The sequence below is a fragment of the Pseudomonas sp. Z4-7 genome (assembly GCF_051131965.1).
GTDB lineage: Bacteria > Pseudomonadota > Gammaproteobacteria > Pseudomonadales > Pseudomonadaceae > Aquipseudomonas.
Genome location: NZ_CP071642.1, coordinates 5,863,125 through 5,878,200, shown reverse-complemented (window position 1 = coordinate 5,878,200; position 15,076 = coordinate 5,863,125). Strand labels below are relative to the sequence as shown.

The 15,076-nt window shown below is 60.8% G+C and carries 15 protein-coding genes; 7 read left to right on the top strand and 8 right to left on the bottom strand.

Features of this window, described 5'->3' with window-relative positions:
- Positions 1-183: 183 nt before the first annotated feature.
- The 5 genes from ppx to J3P91_RS26480 all read right to left on the bottom strand — a co-directional run bounded on the left by ppx (position 184) and on the right by J3P91_RS26480 (position 4,788).
- On the bottom strand, positions 184-1,686 hold the full coding sequence (gene ppx, locus J3P91_RS26500; RefSeq protein ID WP_434571006.1) for an exopolyphosphatase: 1,503 nt from the start codon (positions 1,684-1,686) through the stop codon (positions 184-186).
- A 258-nt stretch (positions 1,687-1,944) separates the two neighbouring features.
- Positions 1,945-2,679 carry an amino acid ABC transporter ATP-binding protein gene (locus tag J3P91_RS26495; protein WP_039590243.1) on the bottom strand — a complete coding sequence of 245 codons (735 nt, stop codon included), beginning with the start codon at positions 2,677-2,679 and terminating at the stop codon, positions 1,945-1,947.
- A complete protein-coding gene (locus tag J3P91_RS26490; protein WP_434602201.1) occupies positions 2,666-3,316 on the bottom strand; it encodes an amino acid ABC transporter permease in 651 nt (216 codons plus the stop codon). The genes J3P91_RS26495 and J3P91_RS26490 overlap by 14 nt, the downstream gene beginning before the upstream one ends.
- A complete protein-coding gene (locus J3P91_RS26485; protein ID WP_305498009.1) occupies positions 3,313-3,981 on the bottom strand; it encodes an amino acid ABC transporter permease in 669 nt (222 codons plus the stop codon). Before J3P91_RS26485 ends, J3P91_RS26490 begins: the two co-directional genes overlap by 4 nt.
- Before the next feature lie 21 nt (positions 3,982-4,002).
- On the bottom strand, positions 4,003-4,788 hold the full coding sequence (locus tag J3P91_RS26480) for a transporter substrate-binding domain-containing protein (protein WP_434602200.1): 786 nt from the start codon (positions 4,786-4,788) through the stop codon (positions 4,003-4,005).
- Between the two features lie 254 nt (positions 4,789-5,042).
- On the opposite strand from J3P91_RS26480, the gene J3P91_RS26475 reads away from it, so the two are divergent.
- From J3P91_RS26475 to J3P91_RS26450, 6 genes are all read left to right on the top strand, one after another.
- Positions 5,043-5,750 carry a FadR/GntR family transcriptional regulator gene (locus tag J3P91_RS26475; RefSeq protein WP_434571012.1) on the top strand — a complete coding sequence of 236 codons (708 nt, stop codon included), beginning with the start codon at positions 5,043-5,045 and terminating at the stop codon, positions 5,748-5,750.
- A 121-nt stretch (positions 5,751-5,871) separates the two neighbouring features.
- Positions 5,872-6,201, top strand: coding sequence for a thioredoxin TrxA (gene trxA / locus J3P91_RS26470; protein WP_003206727.1), 330 nt, complete (start codon positions 5,872-5,874; stop codon positions 6,199-6,201).
- Positions 6,202-6,441: 240 nt separating this feature from the next.
- Positions 6,442-7,701, top strand: coding sequence for a transcription termination factor Rho (rho, locus tag J3P91_RS26465; protein WP_003206716.1), 1,260 nt, complete (start codon positions 6,442-6,444; stop codon positions 7,699-7,701).
- Between the two features lie 119 nt (positions 7,702-7,820).
- Positions 7,821-9,287, top strand: a complete 1,467-nt coding sequence (gene ubiD / locus J3P91_RS26460) for a 4-hydroxy-3-polyprenylbenzoate decarboxylase (RefSeq protein WP_434571014.1) — start codon at positions 7,821-7,823, stop codon at positions 9,285-9,287.
- A complete protein-coding gene (locus J3P91_RS26455; protein ID WP_434571016.1) occupies positions 9,287-10,255 on the top strand; it encodes a CDP-6-deoxy-delta-3,4-glucoseen reductase in 969 nt (322 codons plus the stop codon). The genes ubiD and J3P91_RS26455 overlap by 1 nt, the downstream gene beginning before the upstream one ends.
- 309 nt (positions 10,256-10,564) lie before the next feature.
- Positions 10,565-11,233, top strand: coding sequence for a gamma-glutamylcyclotransferase (locus J3P91_RS26450; RefSeq protein WP_434602199.1), 669 nt, complete (start codon positions 10,565-10,567; stop codon positions 11,231-11,233).
- On the opposite strand, the gene glpT is transcribed toward J3P91_RS26450, so the two are convergent.
- Together glpT and J3P91_RS26440 are read right to left on the bottom strand one after the other, a co-directional pair.
- On the bottom strand, positions 11,209-12,558 hold the full coding sequence (gene glpT / locus J3P91_RS26445) for a glycerol-3-phosphate transporter (protein ID WP_434602198.1): 1,350 nt from the start codon (positions 12,556-12,558) through the stop codon (positions 11,209-11,211). The two genes, J3P91_RS26450 and glpT, sit on opposite strands and share 25 nt — an antisense overlap.
- 215 nt (positions 12,559-12,773) lie before the next feature.
- The gene (locus J3P91_RS26440) at positions 12,774-13,751 is read right to left on the bottom strand and encodes an NADPH:quinone oxidoreductase family protein (protein WP_434602197.1); all 978 of its coding nucleotides are present in this window, start codon (positions 13,749-13,751) and stop codon (positions 12,774-12,776) included.
- A 150-nt stretch (positions 13,752-13,901) separates the two neighbouring features.
- Between J3P91_RS26440 and J3P91_RS26435 the strand changes: the two genes are divergently transcribed.
- Positions 13,902-14,318, top strand: coding sequence for a flagellar basal body-associated protein FliL (locus J3P91_RS26435; RefSeq protein WP_434571024.1), 417 nt, complete (start codon positions 13,902-13,904; stop codon positions 14,316-14,318).
- A gap of 119 nt (positions 14,319-14,437) precedes the next feature.
- Here the strand turns inward: J3P91_RS26435 and J3P91_RS26430 are convergent, their stop codons facing one another.
- The gene (locus J3P91_RS26430; RefSeq protein ID WP_434571026.1) at positions 14,438-14,890 is read right to left on the bottom strand and encodes an EVE domain-containing protein; all 453 of its coding nucleotides are present in this window, start codon (positions 14,888-14,890) and stop codon (positions 14,438-14,440) included.
- Between the last annotated feature and the right edge of the window lie 186 nt (positions 14,891-15,076).

Sequence of the window (15,076 nt, the reverse complement as noted above, 5' to 3'; positions counted from 1 at the left end):
TCGGCTTTTCGTGGCGAGGGAGCTTGCTCCCGCTGGGTCGGTCCGACGCTTCGGGCGCAGCAGCCCTGAAGCCATTCAGCTCGGTGTATCAGGAAAACTTCCATTTCAGGCAGATCCTGCGACTGCTGCGCAGTCGAGCGGGAGCAAGCTCCCTCGCCACGGGGGAGCGTGCCGTGGCGCCGATCAGTGAATATTCAACACAATCCCAACCCGGGTCAGCCATTCCGCTTCCTGGGCGAAGTCGGCCTGGGTCAGTTGGTTTTCTTCCAGCCAGCCGTCCGGGAATATCACATCCAGTTGATCACCATTGGCATGCAGGGTTACCTGGGGCATTTCCTGGGTGCCGCGGATGTGGTGGAAGAGGATTGCGAAGCGCAACAGCACGCACAAGCGGATCAGCTTGATGCCGTCATCGCCGAACTCGGCGAATTTATCCTTGGGAATATTGCGCCGGTGACCACGCACCAGTAGCGCAAGCATCTGCTGGTCCTCGCGAGAGAAACCCGCCAGGTCCGAGTGCTCGATCAGGTAGGCGCCGTGCTTGTGGTAATGGTAGTGGGCGATGTCCAGGCCGACTTCGTGCACCTTGGCGGCCCAGCCCAGCAGTTCGCGCCAGACACCGTCGTTCAGGTCCCAGTCGTCGGCCACCTGGTCGAACGCGTGCAGGGCCTTGCGCTCGACCCGCGCCGCCTGTTCCTGGTCGACGTGGTAACGCTCCATGAGCGAGCCGAGGGTGCGCTCGCGGACGTCTTCGTGATGATGGCGCCCCAGCAGGTCGTAGAGCACGCCCTCACGCAGGGCACCTTCGCAGTGATCCATGCGTTGCAGTTCGAGGGCGTCAAAAATCGCCTCGAGAATCGCCAGGCCCGCCGGGAAAATCGCCCGGCGATCAGGCTTGATACCTTCGAAGTCGATCTTGTCCGATTCGCCCAGCTTGAACACTTTGCGCTTGAGCCAGGCCAGGCCTTCGGCGTTGACCTCGCCGCTGCCATGGCCGCCAGCCTTGAGCGCCAGGCCGATGGCGCGAATGGTGCCCGAGGAACCGATGGCTTCATCCCAGGCCAGGCGGTGCAGCGCGTGCTCGATGCTCATGATTTCCAGGCGCGCCGCCGTGTAGGCTTGGGCGTAGCGGGCCGGGGTGATCTTGCCGTCGCGGAAGTAGCGCTGAGTGAAGCTGACGCAACCCATCTGCAGGCTTTCGCGCAACAGTGGTTCGAAGCGCTGGCCGATGATGAATTCGGTACTACCGCCGCCGATGTCCGCCACCAGGCGCTTGCCCGGGGTGTCCGCCAGGGTGTGGGAAACACCCAGGTAGATCAGGCGGGCCTCTTCACGGCCGGAGATGACTTCCACCGGATGGCCGAGGATCTCTTCGGCGCGCCGGATGAATTCGCCGCGGTTGCGCGCCTCGCGCAGGGCATTGGTGCCGACGATGCGCACCGCGCCCAGGGGCATGCCGTTGATCAGTTGGGCAAACCGTTTGAGGCAGTCGAGGCCGCGCTGGATGGATTCTTCGCTCAGTTGACGTTCTTCGTCGATACCGGCGGCCAGCTGGACCTTCTCGCCGAGTCGCTCAAGAATGCGGATTTCCCCGTTCTGGGCCTTGGCGACGACCATGTGAAAGCTGTTGGAGCCCAGGTCTATGGCAGCGATCAGGGACAGATTCTTGGCTTGGGATAGCGGCATGGTCAAAAAGTCTCGGTCGATAACCTTGCCATCCTGCCACGATCGACCGCTTACGCCAACGCGCCTGATCCAAACCCTTGACCCAGAGCAGCTCGGCTTGGCTTCTGTGGCGAGGGAGCTTGCTCCCGCTGGGCTGCGCAGCAGCCCCAAATGAATCAACCCGATACATCAGGAATAAACCGGCTGGCAGGGCCTGCGACTGCTGCGCAGTCGAGCGGGAGCAAGCTCCCTCGCCACAGAAGGTCTTGCCAGCAAAGTTCAGGCAGGCTCGACCGTACCGATGAAGTTCGCCAGCTCGGCCGTCTGCGGATCGGCGAACAGTACCTTCGGGTCCCCCACTTCATGCACCTTGCCCTGGTGCATGAACACCAGCTTGTCCCCCACCTCCCGGGCAAAGCGCATTTCATGGGTGACCATGATCAGCGTCATGCCTTCCTTGGCCAATTGCCGCACCACGCTGAGCACTTCATTGACCAGCTCCGGGTCCAGGGCCGAGGTGATTTCATCGCACAGCAGCACCTTTGGCGACATCGCCAGGGCGCGGGCAATCGCGACCCGTTGCTGTTGGCCGCCGGACAAACGGTCCGGGAAGGCGTCGAATTTCTCGCCGAGCCCGACCCGCTCCAGCATCTGCCGCGCCAGCTCGGCCGCCTTGGCCTTGGGCACTTTTTGCACGACTTGTGGCGCGAGCATCACGTTCTCGCCGACCGTCAGGTGCGGGAACAGATTGAACTGCTGGAACACCATCCCGACTTTCTGGCGCAGGCTGCGCAAGTCGGCGCGTGCCGCGTCGAGGTACTCGCCATCGACTTCGATCACGCCGTCGTTAATCGATTCGAGACCGTTCAGGGTGCGCAGCAAGGTGGATTTTCCCGAACCGCTGCGGCCGATGATCGCTACCACCTGGCCTTCCTCGACGCTCAGGTCGATGCCTTTGAGCACGTGGTGATCGCCGTAGTACTTATGCAGGGCGGAAATTCTAAGCAGAGGCATGCAGTCTCCTTTCCAGATAGCGCGCGCTGAGGGACAAGGGGTAACAAAGGAGGAAATAACCGAGGGCCACCAGGCCGTAGACCATGAACGGCTCGAACGTGGCATTGGCGAGCATGCCGCCGGTCTTGGTCAGTTCGGTAAAGCCGATGATCGACGTCACGGCCGTGCCCTTGACCACCTGCACGGAGAAGCCCACGGTCGGCGCCACGGCAATGCGCAGGGCCTGGGGCAGGATCACGTAGCGCAACTGTTCCAGCGGGTTGAGCGCCAGGCTCGCGGACGCTTCCCATTGGCCGTTGGAAATCGAGTCGACACAACCGCGCCAGATCTCCGCCAGGTAAGCGCTGCTAAACAGCGTCAGGGCGATCGCCGCAGCCATCCAGGGCGAAATCTCCACCCCGGCCAGGGCCACGCCAAAGAACACCAGGAACAACTGCATCAACAGCGGCGTGCCCTGGAACAGCTCGATATAGGTCCGGGCGACATTACGCGGCAGGGCGCGTTTGGAGATGCGCAGCACCATCACCAGCAAGCCGATCACACCGCCGCCGATAAACGCCACCAGCGACAGCGCCAGGGTCCATTGCAGGCCGGTGAGCAGGTTGCGCACCACGTCCCAGAAAGTGAAATCGCTCATTGGCTGCTCCTGGCAATGTAGCGACGCCCGATCCAGTTGAGAAACTGGCGGATCAACAGCGCCATGCACAGGTAGATCAGCGTCGTCAGCGCGTAGGTTTCGAACGCGCGGAAATTGCGCGACTGAATGAAATTGGCGGCGAAGCTCAGCTCTTCGGTGGCGATCTGCGAACAGACGGCGGAGCCGAGCATCACGATGATGATCTGGCTGCTCAGCGCCGGCCAGACCTTGCCCAGTGCCGGCAGCAAGACCACGTGGCGGAACGCTTCGAAGCGGCTCATCGCAAGTGCCGCGGCGGCTTCCAGTTGCCCCCGTGGGATAGCCTGGATGCCGGCCCGGATGATCTCGGTGGAATACGCGCCGAGGTTGATCACCATCGCCAGCACCGCCGCCTGCCACTCGGAAATCTGCAGGCCCAGGGACGGCAAGCCGAAGAAGATGAAAAACAGCTGGACCAGGAACGGCGTGTTGCGGATCAGTTCCACGTACACGCCGAAGATCGCCGCGAACGGACGGATATTCCACGCCCGAACCACCGCCCCGACGATGCCCAGGCCGACCCCGAGCAACGCGCCGATGGCCGTCAGTTCAAGGGTGAACAGCGCGCCGCGCAACAGCAGCTCGGTGTTTTGCACCACCGGCAGGAAATCGAACTGATAAGCCATGCTCAGCCTCTCAAGCGACGGTCAGAGGTCGGCCGGCAATGGCTGCTTGAGCCAGGTCTGGGCATTTTTTTCCAGGCTGCCGTCGGTCTTGGCCGTAGCGAGGATCTGGTTGACCTTGTCCAGCAGCGCCGGCTCGTTCTTGTTCACGCCCACGTACACCGGCGAGTCCTTGAGTTTCACTTTCAACGCCGGAACGCGCTTGGGGTTGCGCTCGCTGATGGCGACCATCACCACGTTGCCACTGGCGATCAGGTCCACCTGGCCGGCCAGGTAGGCGGCGATGGTCGAGTTGTTGTCTTCGAAGCGCTTGATGATGGTGCCTTCGGGGGCGACCTTGCTCAGCTCGATGTCTTCGATGGCGCCACGGGTGACGCTGATGGTCTTGCCCTTGAGGTCGTCCAGGCCGTTGATGGCGGCGTCAGGCGGGCCGAATACGGCCAGGTAGAACGGCGCGTAGGCTCTGGAGAAGTCGATGACTTTTTCACGCTCAGGGTTCTTGCCCAGGCTGGAAATCACCAGGTCGACCTTGCCAGTGGTCAGGAATGGAATGCGGTTGGTGCTGTTGACGGGCGTCAGTTCAAGCTTGACCTTGAGCTGGTCGGCCAGCAGTTTCGCCGTATCGATGTCCAGGCCGCGTGGCTTCATGTCCGGACCCACGGAGCCGAACGGTGGAAAATCCTGAGGCACCGCAACCTTGAGCGTACCGCGCTTGACCACGTCTTCCAGGCCATCGGCGTGGGCGGGCAATTGGCAAAGCATCAGGCTGGCAAACAGGGCAGTGAGCAGGACGCTGCAACGCTGGATCATGGTGAATCTCCGCAGTCGATGATGTGATTTCTCTGATCGGACAGAGCACAGGCCATGCCAAAGGCCTTGCTGATCCACCAAAGCCGCGATTTTGCTGGCGAGCATCGGTCTGACTGGTCTGAACAGTTGCGTCGCGTTTCGCACCTTTATCGAGCGTTGATACAAGCCGCCGAACCCTGCTGGGGCACGACTTGCCGAGGGCTTCGAATAGCTTTACAACTAGCCGCTCATTGACTCGGTTTCCCTGAAAAACCATGAATTCCATTTCTCGTGCCGTTCCGGAAGTCGCCCTCCAAGGCATCCGCAAGCTGATCGCCGATCAAGGTTTCGGCCCGGGGGATGCGCTGCCGTCACAACGGGAGCTGGCCTTGCAGCTGGGGGTGAGCCGGGCCTCACTGCGCGAGGCGCTTTCATCGCTCAGTGCCTTGGGCATGATCAGCGTGCAGCCAGGGAGGGGGGTATTCGTGCAATCACCGGCGCAAGCCCCACGCAGCGAACCAACGCCGGGTTGGCCCTTCGCCGCGCAGGCCTCGCCGGTGGATATCTTTCAGTTGCGTTATGCCCTTGAGGGGTTCGCGGCCGGGTTGGCGGCCGTCACGTTGAGCGCCGATGAGCTCGATGCCCTGGATGACAACGTCGAGGCCATGCGCCGAGAGTTGAAAGCGGGGGATTTCGACGCGGCGGCGCGGCTCGATTTCGAGTTCCACCGACGGATCCTGCTGGCCAGCGGCAACCAGGCGATGCTGGGCATTCTCACCGCCAGCGCCGATATCTTCCTGGAAAGCCAGAAACTACCGTTCATCAGGGCGGAGCGGGCGATGGAGACGTGGCAGGAACATCGCAAGATCCTTCGCGCCCTGGCCCGCCGGGCATCGGTTTCCGCGCAAAAAACCATGCAGGAACATGTACGTAATGCGGCGTTGCGTACCGGTATCTCATTCATCGCACCGGCCGCTTCATGAAGCGGGCCATACCCAAAGCCATCAATCTCCATAGCGAGACTCAATCAACTGCGGCTTCCTGAACCTGGGAAGGGCAGCTATGATGGGCCACGTTTTTTTGCTGATTACCCCGGAGATTTCCATGAGCAGCGATCTGATCAAACACGTTAGCGACGCTAGCTTCGAAGCTGACGTACTCAAGGCCGAAGGCGCAGTGCTGGTCGACTATTGGGCTGAGTGGTGCGGTCCTTGCAAAATGATCGCTCCGGTCCTGGACGAAATTGCCGAGACCTACAAGGGCAAACTGACCGTCGCCAAGCTGAACATCGACGAAAACCAGGAAACCCCGGCCAAGCACGGCGTGCGTGGTATCCCGACGCTGATGCTGTTCAAGAACGGCAACGTCGAGGCCACCAAGGTCGGCGCGCTGTCGAAGTCGCAACTGGCAGCTTTCCTCGACGCCAACATCTAAGCGTCGAATGTTCTGCCAAAAGCCCCGCAAATCGCGGGGCTTTTTCGTTATCCAGGGCTAGACGCTCGTAAATCGAGGTGTTACATTCGGCCCCGCACTGGTTTCTCCATTGCCCCCTGCAAGCCGTCGCCGACGCTCTCCTTTCGAACAAGTACGCGATCCTGTCGCCTTCTCTGCGGCGCGGCCTCATTAAGCCAAAAGCTTAATTTCCCCCTCCATAAATGATTACGTCATTCCTATATGAATCTGACTGAACTCAAGCAAAAGCCGATTACCGAACTGCTCGAATTGGCCGAACAGATGGGCATAGAAAATATGGCCCGTTCGCGCAAGCAGGACGTGATTTTCTCCCTGCTCAAGAAGCACGCAAAAAGCGGCGAGGAAATCTCCGGTGATGGCGTGCTGGAGATTCTCCAGGACGGCTTCGGCTTCCTCCGCTCCGCGGACGCTTCCTACCTCGCCGGCCCGGACGATATCTACGTCTCGCCGAGCCAGATCCGTCGCTTCAACTTGCGCACCGGTGACACCATCGTTGGCAAGATCCGCCCTCCAAAGGAAGGCGAGCGTTACTTCGCGCTGCTCAAGGTCGATACGATCAACTTCGACCGTCCGGAAAACGCGAAGAACAAGATTCTCTTCGAGAACCTGACCCCGCTGTTCCCGACCGTGCGCATGAAGATGGAAGCCGGCAACGGTTCCACCGAAGACCTCACCGGTCGTGTCATCGACCTGTGCGCACCTATCGGCAAAGGCCAGCGCGGTCTGATCGTGGCGCCGCCGAAAGCGGGCAAGACGATCATGCTGCAGAACATCGCGGCCAACATCGCCCGTAACAATCCTGAAGTTCATCTGATCGTGCTGCTGATCGACGAGCGTCCGGAAGAAGTGACCGAGATGCAGCGCACCGTGCGCGGCGAAGTGGTCGCCTCGACGTTCGACGAGCCGCCGACCCGTCACGTGCAGGTTGCCGAAATGGTGATCGAGAAGGCCAAGCGCCTGGTCGAGCACAAGAAGGACGTGGTGATCCTGCTCGACTCCATCACCCGTCTGGCCCGTGCCTACAACACCGTGATCCCGAGCTCCGGCAAGGTATTGACCGGTGGTGTCGATGCCCACGCTCTGGAGAAGCCGAAGCGTTTCTTCGGTGCCGCACGGAACATCGAAGAAGGCGGCTCGCTGACCATCATCGCCACCGCGCTGGTTGAAACCGGCTCGAAGATGGACGAAGTGATCTACGAGGAGTTCAAGGGTACCGGCAACATGGAACTGCCCCTGGACCGTCGCATCGCCGAGAAGCGTGTGTTCCCGGCCATCAACATCAACCGTTCCGGTACCCGTCGCGAAGAATTGCTGACGGCCGATGACGAGTTGCAGCGCATGTGGATTCTGCGCAAGCTGCTGCATCCGATGGATGAAGTGGCGGCCATCGAGTTCCTGGTCGACAAGCTGAAAACGACCAAGACCAACGATGAGTTCTTCCTGTCGATGAAGCGCAAGTAAGTCGAGCAGGCCAGCAAGAGCCGGGGAAACCCGGCTTTTTGCTGTCTGTGCATTCACTATTGCGAACGGGCGGCGTTAAACTCGGGCCCCCGAACGCCACGGTCACCATGAGGCTTTGCATGCAGTATCGCGACTTGCGCGACTTTATCAGCGGTCTGGAACAGCGCGGCGAACTCAAGCGCATCCAGGTGCCGGTGTCCCCAGTGCTGGAGATGACCGAGGTCTGCGACCGCACCCTGCGGGCAAAGGGCCCGGCACTGCTGTTCGAAAATCCGACCGGCTATGACATCCCGGTGCTGGGTAATCTGTTCGGCACACCGGAGCGTGTAGCCCTGGGCATGGGGGCCGAAGCTGTCAGCGAACTGCGCGAGATCGGCAAGCTGCTCGCGTTCCTCAAGGAGCCGGAGCCGCCGAAGGGCCTGAAGGACGCCTGGTCGAAGCTGCCGATTTTCCGCAAGATCATTTCCATGGCGCCGAAAGTCGTCAAGGACGCGATCTGCCAGGAAGTGGTGATCGAGGGCGACGCTGTCGATCTCGCCATGCTGCCGGTGCAGACCTGCTGGCCGGGCGACGTGGGGCCGCTGATCACCTGGGGCCTGACCGTCACCAAAGGGCCGAACAAGGATCGCCAGAACCTCGGTATCTATCGTCAGCAGGTGATTGGCCGCAACAAGGTCATCATGCGCTGGCTGAGCCATCGGGGTGGCGCGCTGGATTATCGTGAGTGGTGCGAAAAACACCCTGGTCAGCCATTCCCGGTTTCGGTGGCCCTGGGCGCGGATCCGGCGACTATCCTTGGCGCCGTCACGCCCGTGCCGGACAGCCTCTCCGAATATGCCTTCGCCGGCCTGCTGCGGGGCAACCGCACCGAGCTGGTGAAATGCCGTGGCAACGACCTGCAAGTGCCGGCCACCGCCGAGATCATTCTCGAAGGCGTGATCCACCCCGGCGAAATGGCCGATGAAGGTCCTTACGGCGACCACACCGGTTATTACAACGAGGTGGACAGCTTCCCGGTGTTCACCGTCGAGCGCATCACCCATCGGATCAAGCCGATCTACCACAGCACCTACACCGGACGCCCGCCCGATGAGCCGGCTATCCTCGGCGTGGCGCTGAACGAAGTGTTCGTGCCGATCCTGCAGAAGCAGTTCCCCGAGATCACTGACTTCTACCTGCCACCGGAAGGCTGCTCGTACCGCATGGCCGTGGTGACCATGAAGAAGTCGTATCCGGGGCATGCCAAGCGGGTGATGTTGGGCGTCTGGTCGTTTTTACGACAATTCATGTACACCAAGTTCGTTATTGTCACTGATGACGATATCAACGCACGGGACTGGAACGACGTGATCTGGGCCATCACTACGCGCATGGACCCCAAGCGCGACACGGTGATGATCGAGAATACGCCGATCGACTACCTCGACTTCGCCTCGCCGGTGTCCGGCCTGGGGTCGAAGATGGGGCTCGATGCCACGCATAAATGGCCCGGTGAAACCACCCGTGAATGGGGCCGGGTTATCGTCAAGGATGAAGCCGTTACCCAACGGATCGATGCCATCTGGAATCAGTTAGGAATAGATTGATGCGTGTAACCTTGCAGCCTTCCGGCGCGGTGCTGGAGATACAGCCGGCAGAGCGGATTCTCGATGGCGCCCGGCGCCTGGGCTACGAATGTCCGCAGAGCTGCCGCAATGGCAATTGCCATGTCTGTGGCGCGCTGCTGGTGGAAGGTCGCGTGACGCAGGCCGGTGAGGTGCGTGATCACGGCGAGATCTTTACCTGCATTGCCGAGCCGCTGGAGGATTGCGTGGTGCTCTGGGATGGCGTGCTGGCGCCGGGTGAACTGCCGGTGCGCAACCTGGCGTGCCAGGTCACCGAATGCAGTGACGTCGGCGGCGATGTCTGGCGGGTGCGCCTGCGGGCGCCGGCGGGCAAGCCGCCGCGCTATCACGCTGGGCAATACTTGATGATCGAGCGCGAGAACGGCGAAAAATCGGCGTTCTCCCTGGCCTCGGCGCCGCACTCGGGGCGGGACCTGCAGCTACATGTACTGGCGCGCGAAAGCAGTGCGCTGGCGCTGCTGGAGCAACTGCGGCGCAATCCTACCGTGCGCATCGAAATGCCGTTCGGTGATACCCACTTGTCCGAGTTGCCGGATGGCCCGCTGGTGCTGATCGCCGCTGGAACCGGCATGGCGCAGATGCACAGCCTGATCGAGCACTGCCGGGCCGCCGGTTTCAAATACCCGGTGCATTTGTATTGGGGCGTGCGGCGGCCGGAGGATTTCTATGAAATCGAGCATTGGGAGGAGTGGAAAAAACTGCCGAACCTGTTCCTGCACAAAGTCGTCAGCGACTTGTGCGGCTGGGAGGGGCGCTGCGGGATGCTCCATGAAGCCGTGTGCGAGGACATCAGCGATCTTTCCAGCGTCCACGTCTACGCCAGCGGCTCACCGGCAATGATTTACGCCACGCTCGATGCGCTGGTGGAGGCCGGCATGGATGCTCATCAGATGCGTGCGGATGTGTTTGCGTACGCGCCGCGGGCTTGAACCGCGTTCGTCCAACCTAGGCTCGGTGAGTTCTTCGTGGCGAGGGAGCTTGCTCCCGCTCGGTTGCGCAGCGACCGCCTCATCTGGGACTGCTGCGCAGTCCAGCGGGAGCAAGCTGCCTCGCCACAAGAACGAATGCCGATCGATATAACGGCCCATATTTCGTTTCGGTATTTAGTTCTGTCAGCTAGATACCGATAACGTATATGGACGCCCGATGGCATCCAACTTGCCTTCGTTCCATGAAGCGCCAGTACCTTGGCGTTGCCAAGCCATTCACAATCAGCGAGGAGCCATCCGCTACCGGCCATGACCGCTATCGAATCCGCCATCACCTGCGCGCTGTATCCGCCAAGACTCGAGTTGGGGCCACAGCTGACCCGGGAACAACTGCTTGCGTCGATGCACTCGACCATGAGCCTGCACCAGGGCGGCCCAGTCTGGCTGTTCGCCTACGGCTCGTTGATCTGGCGGCCCGAATGCACGGCGGTGGAGCGTATGCGCGGGCGAGTGCACGGTTATCATCGCGGGTTGTATCTGTGGTCCCATGAACACCGTGGCACCCCGGAATTGCCAGGGCTGGTGTTCGGGCTGGATCGCGGCGGTTCGTGCAGCGGTTTCGCCTACCGGTTGCCGGAAGAAAACCTGCAGGATTCGCTGTTGGCCCTGTGGCAACGCGAGATGCCCGTGCCGTCCTATCGGCCGCACTGGCTCAGCTGTCGGCTGGAAGATGGCAATCGGGTTCAGGCCTTGGGTTTTGTCCTGGAGCGACACCTGCCCAGCTATGCCGGCAATCTGCCGGATCATGTGCTGAGCCAGGTGTTCGAAAGCGCCTGCGGGCGGTATGGCACGACTCGCGATTATGTCGAGCAGACCATCCACGCCCTGCGCAGCCACGCCATGCCAGACCGTAATCTGGAGGCGCGGCTCAAGCGCTGCAAATCAGCGCTGGATCAGGCGATCGCGTCGCGGCTCTGACTGGCGATCTGCTTGTGCCAGAGGGTTGGCGCGAGGAATGCCATGGCCATCAGGCAGGCACCGACCAGCAGGATGAAGCCGCCATCCCAGCCGAAATAGTCCACCGTGTAGCCCATCATGGCGCTGGCCGCGACTGAGCCACCCAGATAACCAAACAGGCCGGTGAAGCCGGCAGCCGTACCTGCTGCTTTCTTGGGCACCAGTTCCAAAGCCTGCAGACCTACCAGCATGACCGGGCCATAGATCAGGAAGCCAATCGCGAACAGCGAGATCATGTCGACCATCGGGTTACCCGGCGGATTCAGCCAGTAGATGATTGTCGCGACGGTCACCAATGCCATGAACACCATGCCCGTCAGGCCGCGGTTGCCCCGGAAGACCTTGTCCGACATCCACCCGCATAGCAGCGTGCCGGGAATGCCGGCCCACTCGTACAGGAAGTAAGCCCAGGACGTCTTGTCGAAATCGAAGTGCTTGACCTCTTTGAGATAGGTCGGTGCCCAGTCCAGAATGCCATAGCGCAACAGGTAGACGAAAACGTTGGCCAGCGCGATGAACCAGAGCATCTTGTTGCGCAGCACGTATTTGACGAAGATGTCCCTGGCGCTGAATTCTTCTTCATGGCTGGCATCGTAGCCTTCCGGGTAATCGTTTTTGTATTTCTCGATGGGCGGCAAGCCTGTCGATTGCGGCGTATCGCGCATGACGATGAAGGCAAATACAGCGACCAGCAAAGCCACCGCTGCCGGTACGTAGAACTTGCTGTGCCAGTCGTTGAACCAGCCCATGCCAAGTATTGCCAGCGGGCCGATCAAGCCGCCGCCGACGTTATGGGCGGTGTTCCATACCGAAACCACACCGCCGCGTTCTTTCTGCGACCACCAGTGCACCATGGTGCGTCCGCTTGGTGGCCAGCCCATGCCTTGCGCCCAGCCGTTGATGAACAACAGGATGAACATCATGGTCACGCTTGAGGTTGCCCACGGTGCGAAACCGAAAATGAACATCACTCCGGCTGACACTATCAGGCCAAAAGGCAGGAAATAACGCGGGTTGGAGCGGTCGGACACGATGCCCATCAGGAACTTGGAAAGACCGTAGGCGATCGCGATTGCCGATATCGCCACCCCCAGCTGGCCCTTTGTATAGCCTTGGGCGATCAGATCCGGAAACGCCAGGGTAAAATTTTTGCGCAGCAGGTAGTAACCGGCATAACCAATAAAAATGCCGGCGAAGATCTGCCAGCGAAGGCGCCGATAGGTGCTGTCTATTTTTTCTTCAGGCAATGGAGCCTGATGTGCGGCGGGACGAAAGAAAGCAAACATTCAAGGGCTCCAGATTTCTTGTTTTGACTGCGGATGCGAATGTTACAGTTTCATTACCGAAAATAGCACCGGTTCGCATCGGGCAAACAGCGGAAATGTGGGAGATGGCATGTTCTTTTACGAACATGTCGCTCAGGTATAAATGGAGGGCGGTATGGGGATGGCGGAACCGGGCCGTAGCGCTGCGACCCGGTTCAGGTAAACAGCTTGGGCAATCAGCGAACCTGCACAACCACCTTGCCCACCGCCTTGCGCTGCCCCAGGTCATTGATCGCCTGGGCGGCGTTGCTCAACGGATAGACCTGCGACACCAACGGTTTCAACTTGCCTTCGGCGAACCAGCCAAACAGTTGCTGGAAGTTGGCGGCGTTGTCCTGCGGCTGGCGTTGGGCGAAGGAGCCCCAGAACACGCCTACTACGGCAGCGCCCTTGAGCAAGGCCAGGTTCACCGGCAGCTCGGGAATGCGCCCGCTGGCGAAGCCGACCACCAGCAGCCGGCCGTTCCAGGCGATGGCGCGGACCGCCTGGTCGAACAGGTCGCCGCCCACCGGGTCGTAGATCACGTCGGCGCCCTGGCCGTCGGTGAGGCGCTTGATTTCATCCTTGAGGCTGGTTTCGGTGTAGTTGATCAGTTCGTCGGCGCCGGCGGCCTTGGCTACCGCGAGTTTTTCCGGGCTGCTGGCGGCGGCGATCACCCGGGCGCCCATGGCCTTGCCGATTTCCACCGCCGCCAGGCCGACGCCGCCGGAGGCACCGAGCACCAGCAGGGTTTCACCGGGTTGCAGGTTGGCCCGTTGCTTGAGGGCATGCATCGAGGTGCCGTAGGTCATGCTGAAAGCGGCGGCAATGTTGAATTCCATGGCGGCAGGAATGGGCAGCACGTTATAGCCCGGGACTGCCACCTGTTCGGCGAAACTGCCCCAGCCGGTCAGCGCCATGACCCGGTCACCGACTTTCAGGTGACTGACCTTTTCTCCCACCTCGCGGACGACGCCCGCTGCTTCGCCGCCGGGGGAAAACGGGAACGGTGGCTTGAATTGATATTTGCCTTCGATGATCAACGTATCAGGAAAATTCACCCCGGCGGCGTGCACGTCCAGCAGCACTTCGTTCTTCTTCACGACGGGGCTGGCGACGTCTTCCAGCACCAGCGATTCGGCGGGGCCGAATTCTTTGCACAGCACGGCTTTCATCAGGGCTATTCCTTTGGGAGTGATGGCCGATAAGTGTAGGTGTGAGAGTGAAGGGGTCAACGAGCATGCCCGCCCCTGATAGCCGGCCATAAGCTTGTGCTGGGACGAGGGGGCGGTATGCTGGGCCGCAAATCGGATGAGGAGTCGAATGTGAAAGCGTGGATCATGTTGATGCTGGCCCTGTCGTTGCCTGTGGCGGCGATGGCCGAAGAAGCCAAGGAAGCCAAAGAAGGCGAGGCGCCGAAGGTCAGTTACATCACGCTCAGCCCGCCATTCGTGGGCAATTATGGCCTGGACGGAACGACCAAGCTGAAGGTCTACAAGGCCGACGTTGCCCTGCGCGTGACTGGTGACGCCGCCGCTGCGGCGGTGAAGGCTAACGAGCCGTTGATTCGCAATCAGTTGGTGGCGCTGTTTGCCCAGCAGACGACCGAAACCATGAACAACCTTGAAGCCAAGGAAAAGCTGCGGCAGGAAGCGTTGAAGCAGACCCAGCAGGTGATGAACGACGAGACGGGCAAGCCGATGGTGGATGATCTGTTGTTCAACAACCTGATCATTCAGTAGGTTTGTCCGGGCGGGCCCCTTCGCGAGCAGGCTCGCTCCCACAGGAGTCTTGTGGGCAACACCATTCCCCTGTGGGAGCGAGCCTGCTCGCGAAAGCGGTCGACAGGGCACTGCATTGGTCAGGATTTCAAGGCAATGACCGCTGCCCACTGCTCAGCTGTCACCGGCATCACCGACAGTCGCGAGCCTTTTTGCACCAGCGGCATTTCGGCCAGGGCGGCTTGCTGTTTGAGGTAGTCGAGCTTCAGCACCCGTGGGAATGTCTCGACATGGGCGACGTCGAGGGCGGTCCAGGGGTTTTTCTCCGGGCTGGCCTTGGCCTCGAAGTAATGACTGTCAGGTTCCAGGGCCGTTGGGTCGGGATAGGCGGCCTTGATGATTTTGCCAATTCCGGCAATGCCTGGCTCCGGGCAACTGGAGTGATAGAAGAAAAATGAGTCGCCTACCGCCATGGCTCGCAGGAAATTGCGCGCCTGGTAGTTGCGAACCCCGTCCCAGCGCGCTTGGCCGAGCTTTTCCAGGCCCTGGATGGACAATTCGTCGGGCTCGGATTTCATCAGCCAGTAGGCCATGATTTCTACTCCTGGGTGGTGGCGATAAAAAGGTTCAGCGATTTTATGACAAACCGACAGTCGGTTGACGCCAGCATTTGCGTGTCGGTTCACGTTGCCGCAAAATGCCGGCCTTCCAAGCTTGACGCTGCTGCACGGCCAGATAAGAAAACCGCTGCTGTCATCGTGTGTGATATGCCTTGAGGG

Coding starts and splice junctions, on each gene's coding strand:
- ppx (WP_434571006.1), bottom strand. CDS start 1,686: ATGCCGCTATCCCAAGCCAAGAATCTGTCCCTGATCGCTGCCATAGAC.
- J3P91_RS26495 (WP_039590243.1), bottom strand. CDS start 2,679: ATGCCTCTGCTTAGAATTTCCGCCCTGCATAAGTACTACGGCGATCAC.
- J3P91_RS26490 (WP_434602201.1), bottom strand. CDS start 3,316: ATGAGCGATTTCACTTTCTGGGACGTGGTGCGCAACCTGCTCACCGGC.
- J3P91_RS26485 (WP_305498009.1), bottom strand. CDS start 3,981: ATGGCTTATCAGTTCGATTTCCTGCCGGTGGTGCAAAACACCGAGCTG.
- J3P91_RS26480 (WP_434602200.1), bottom strand. CDS start 4,788: ATGATCCAGCGTTGCAGCGTCCTGCTCACTGCCCTGTTTGCCAGCCTG.
- J3P91_RS26475 (WP_434571012.1), top strand. CDS start 5,043: ATGAATTCCATTTCTCGTGCCGTTCCGGAAGTCGCCCTCCAAGGCATC.
- trxA (WP_003206727.1), top strand. CDS start 5,872: ATGAGCAGCGATCTGATCAAACACGTTAGCGACGCTAGCTTCGAAGCT.
- rho (WP_003206716.1), top strand. CDS start 6,442: ATGAATCTGACTGAACTCAAGCAAAAGCCGATTACCGAACTGCTCGAA.
- ubiD (WP_434571014.1), top strand. CDS start 7,821: ATGCAGTATCGCGACTTGCGCGACTTTATCAGCGGTCTGGAACAGCGC.
- J3P91_RS26455 (WP_434571016.1), top strand. CDS start 9,287: ATGCGTGTAACCTTGCAGCCTTCCGGCGCGGTGCTGGAGATACAGCCG.
- J3P91_RS26450 (WP_434602199.1), top strand. CDS start 10,565: ATGACCGCTATCGAATCCGCCATCACCTGCGCGCTGTATCCGCCAAGA.
- glpT (WP_434602198.1), bottom strand. CDS start 12,558: ATGTTTGCTTTCTTTCGTCCCGCCGCACATCAGGCTCCATTGCCTGAA.
- J3P91_RS26440 (WP_434602197.1), bottom strand. CDS start 13,751: ATGAAAGCCGTGCTGTGCAAAGAATTCGGCCCCGCCGAATCGCTGGTG.
- J3P91_RS26430 (WP_434571026.1), bottom strand. CDS start 14,890: ATGGCCTACTGGCTGATGAAATCCGAGCCCGACGAATTGTCCATCCAG.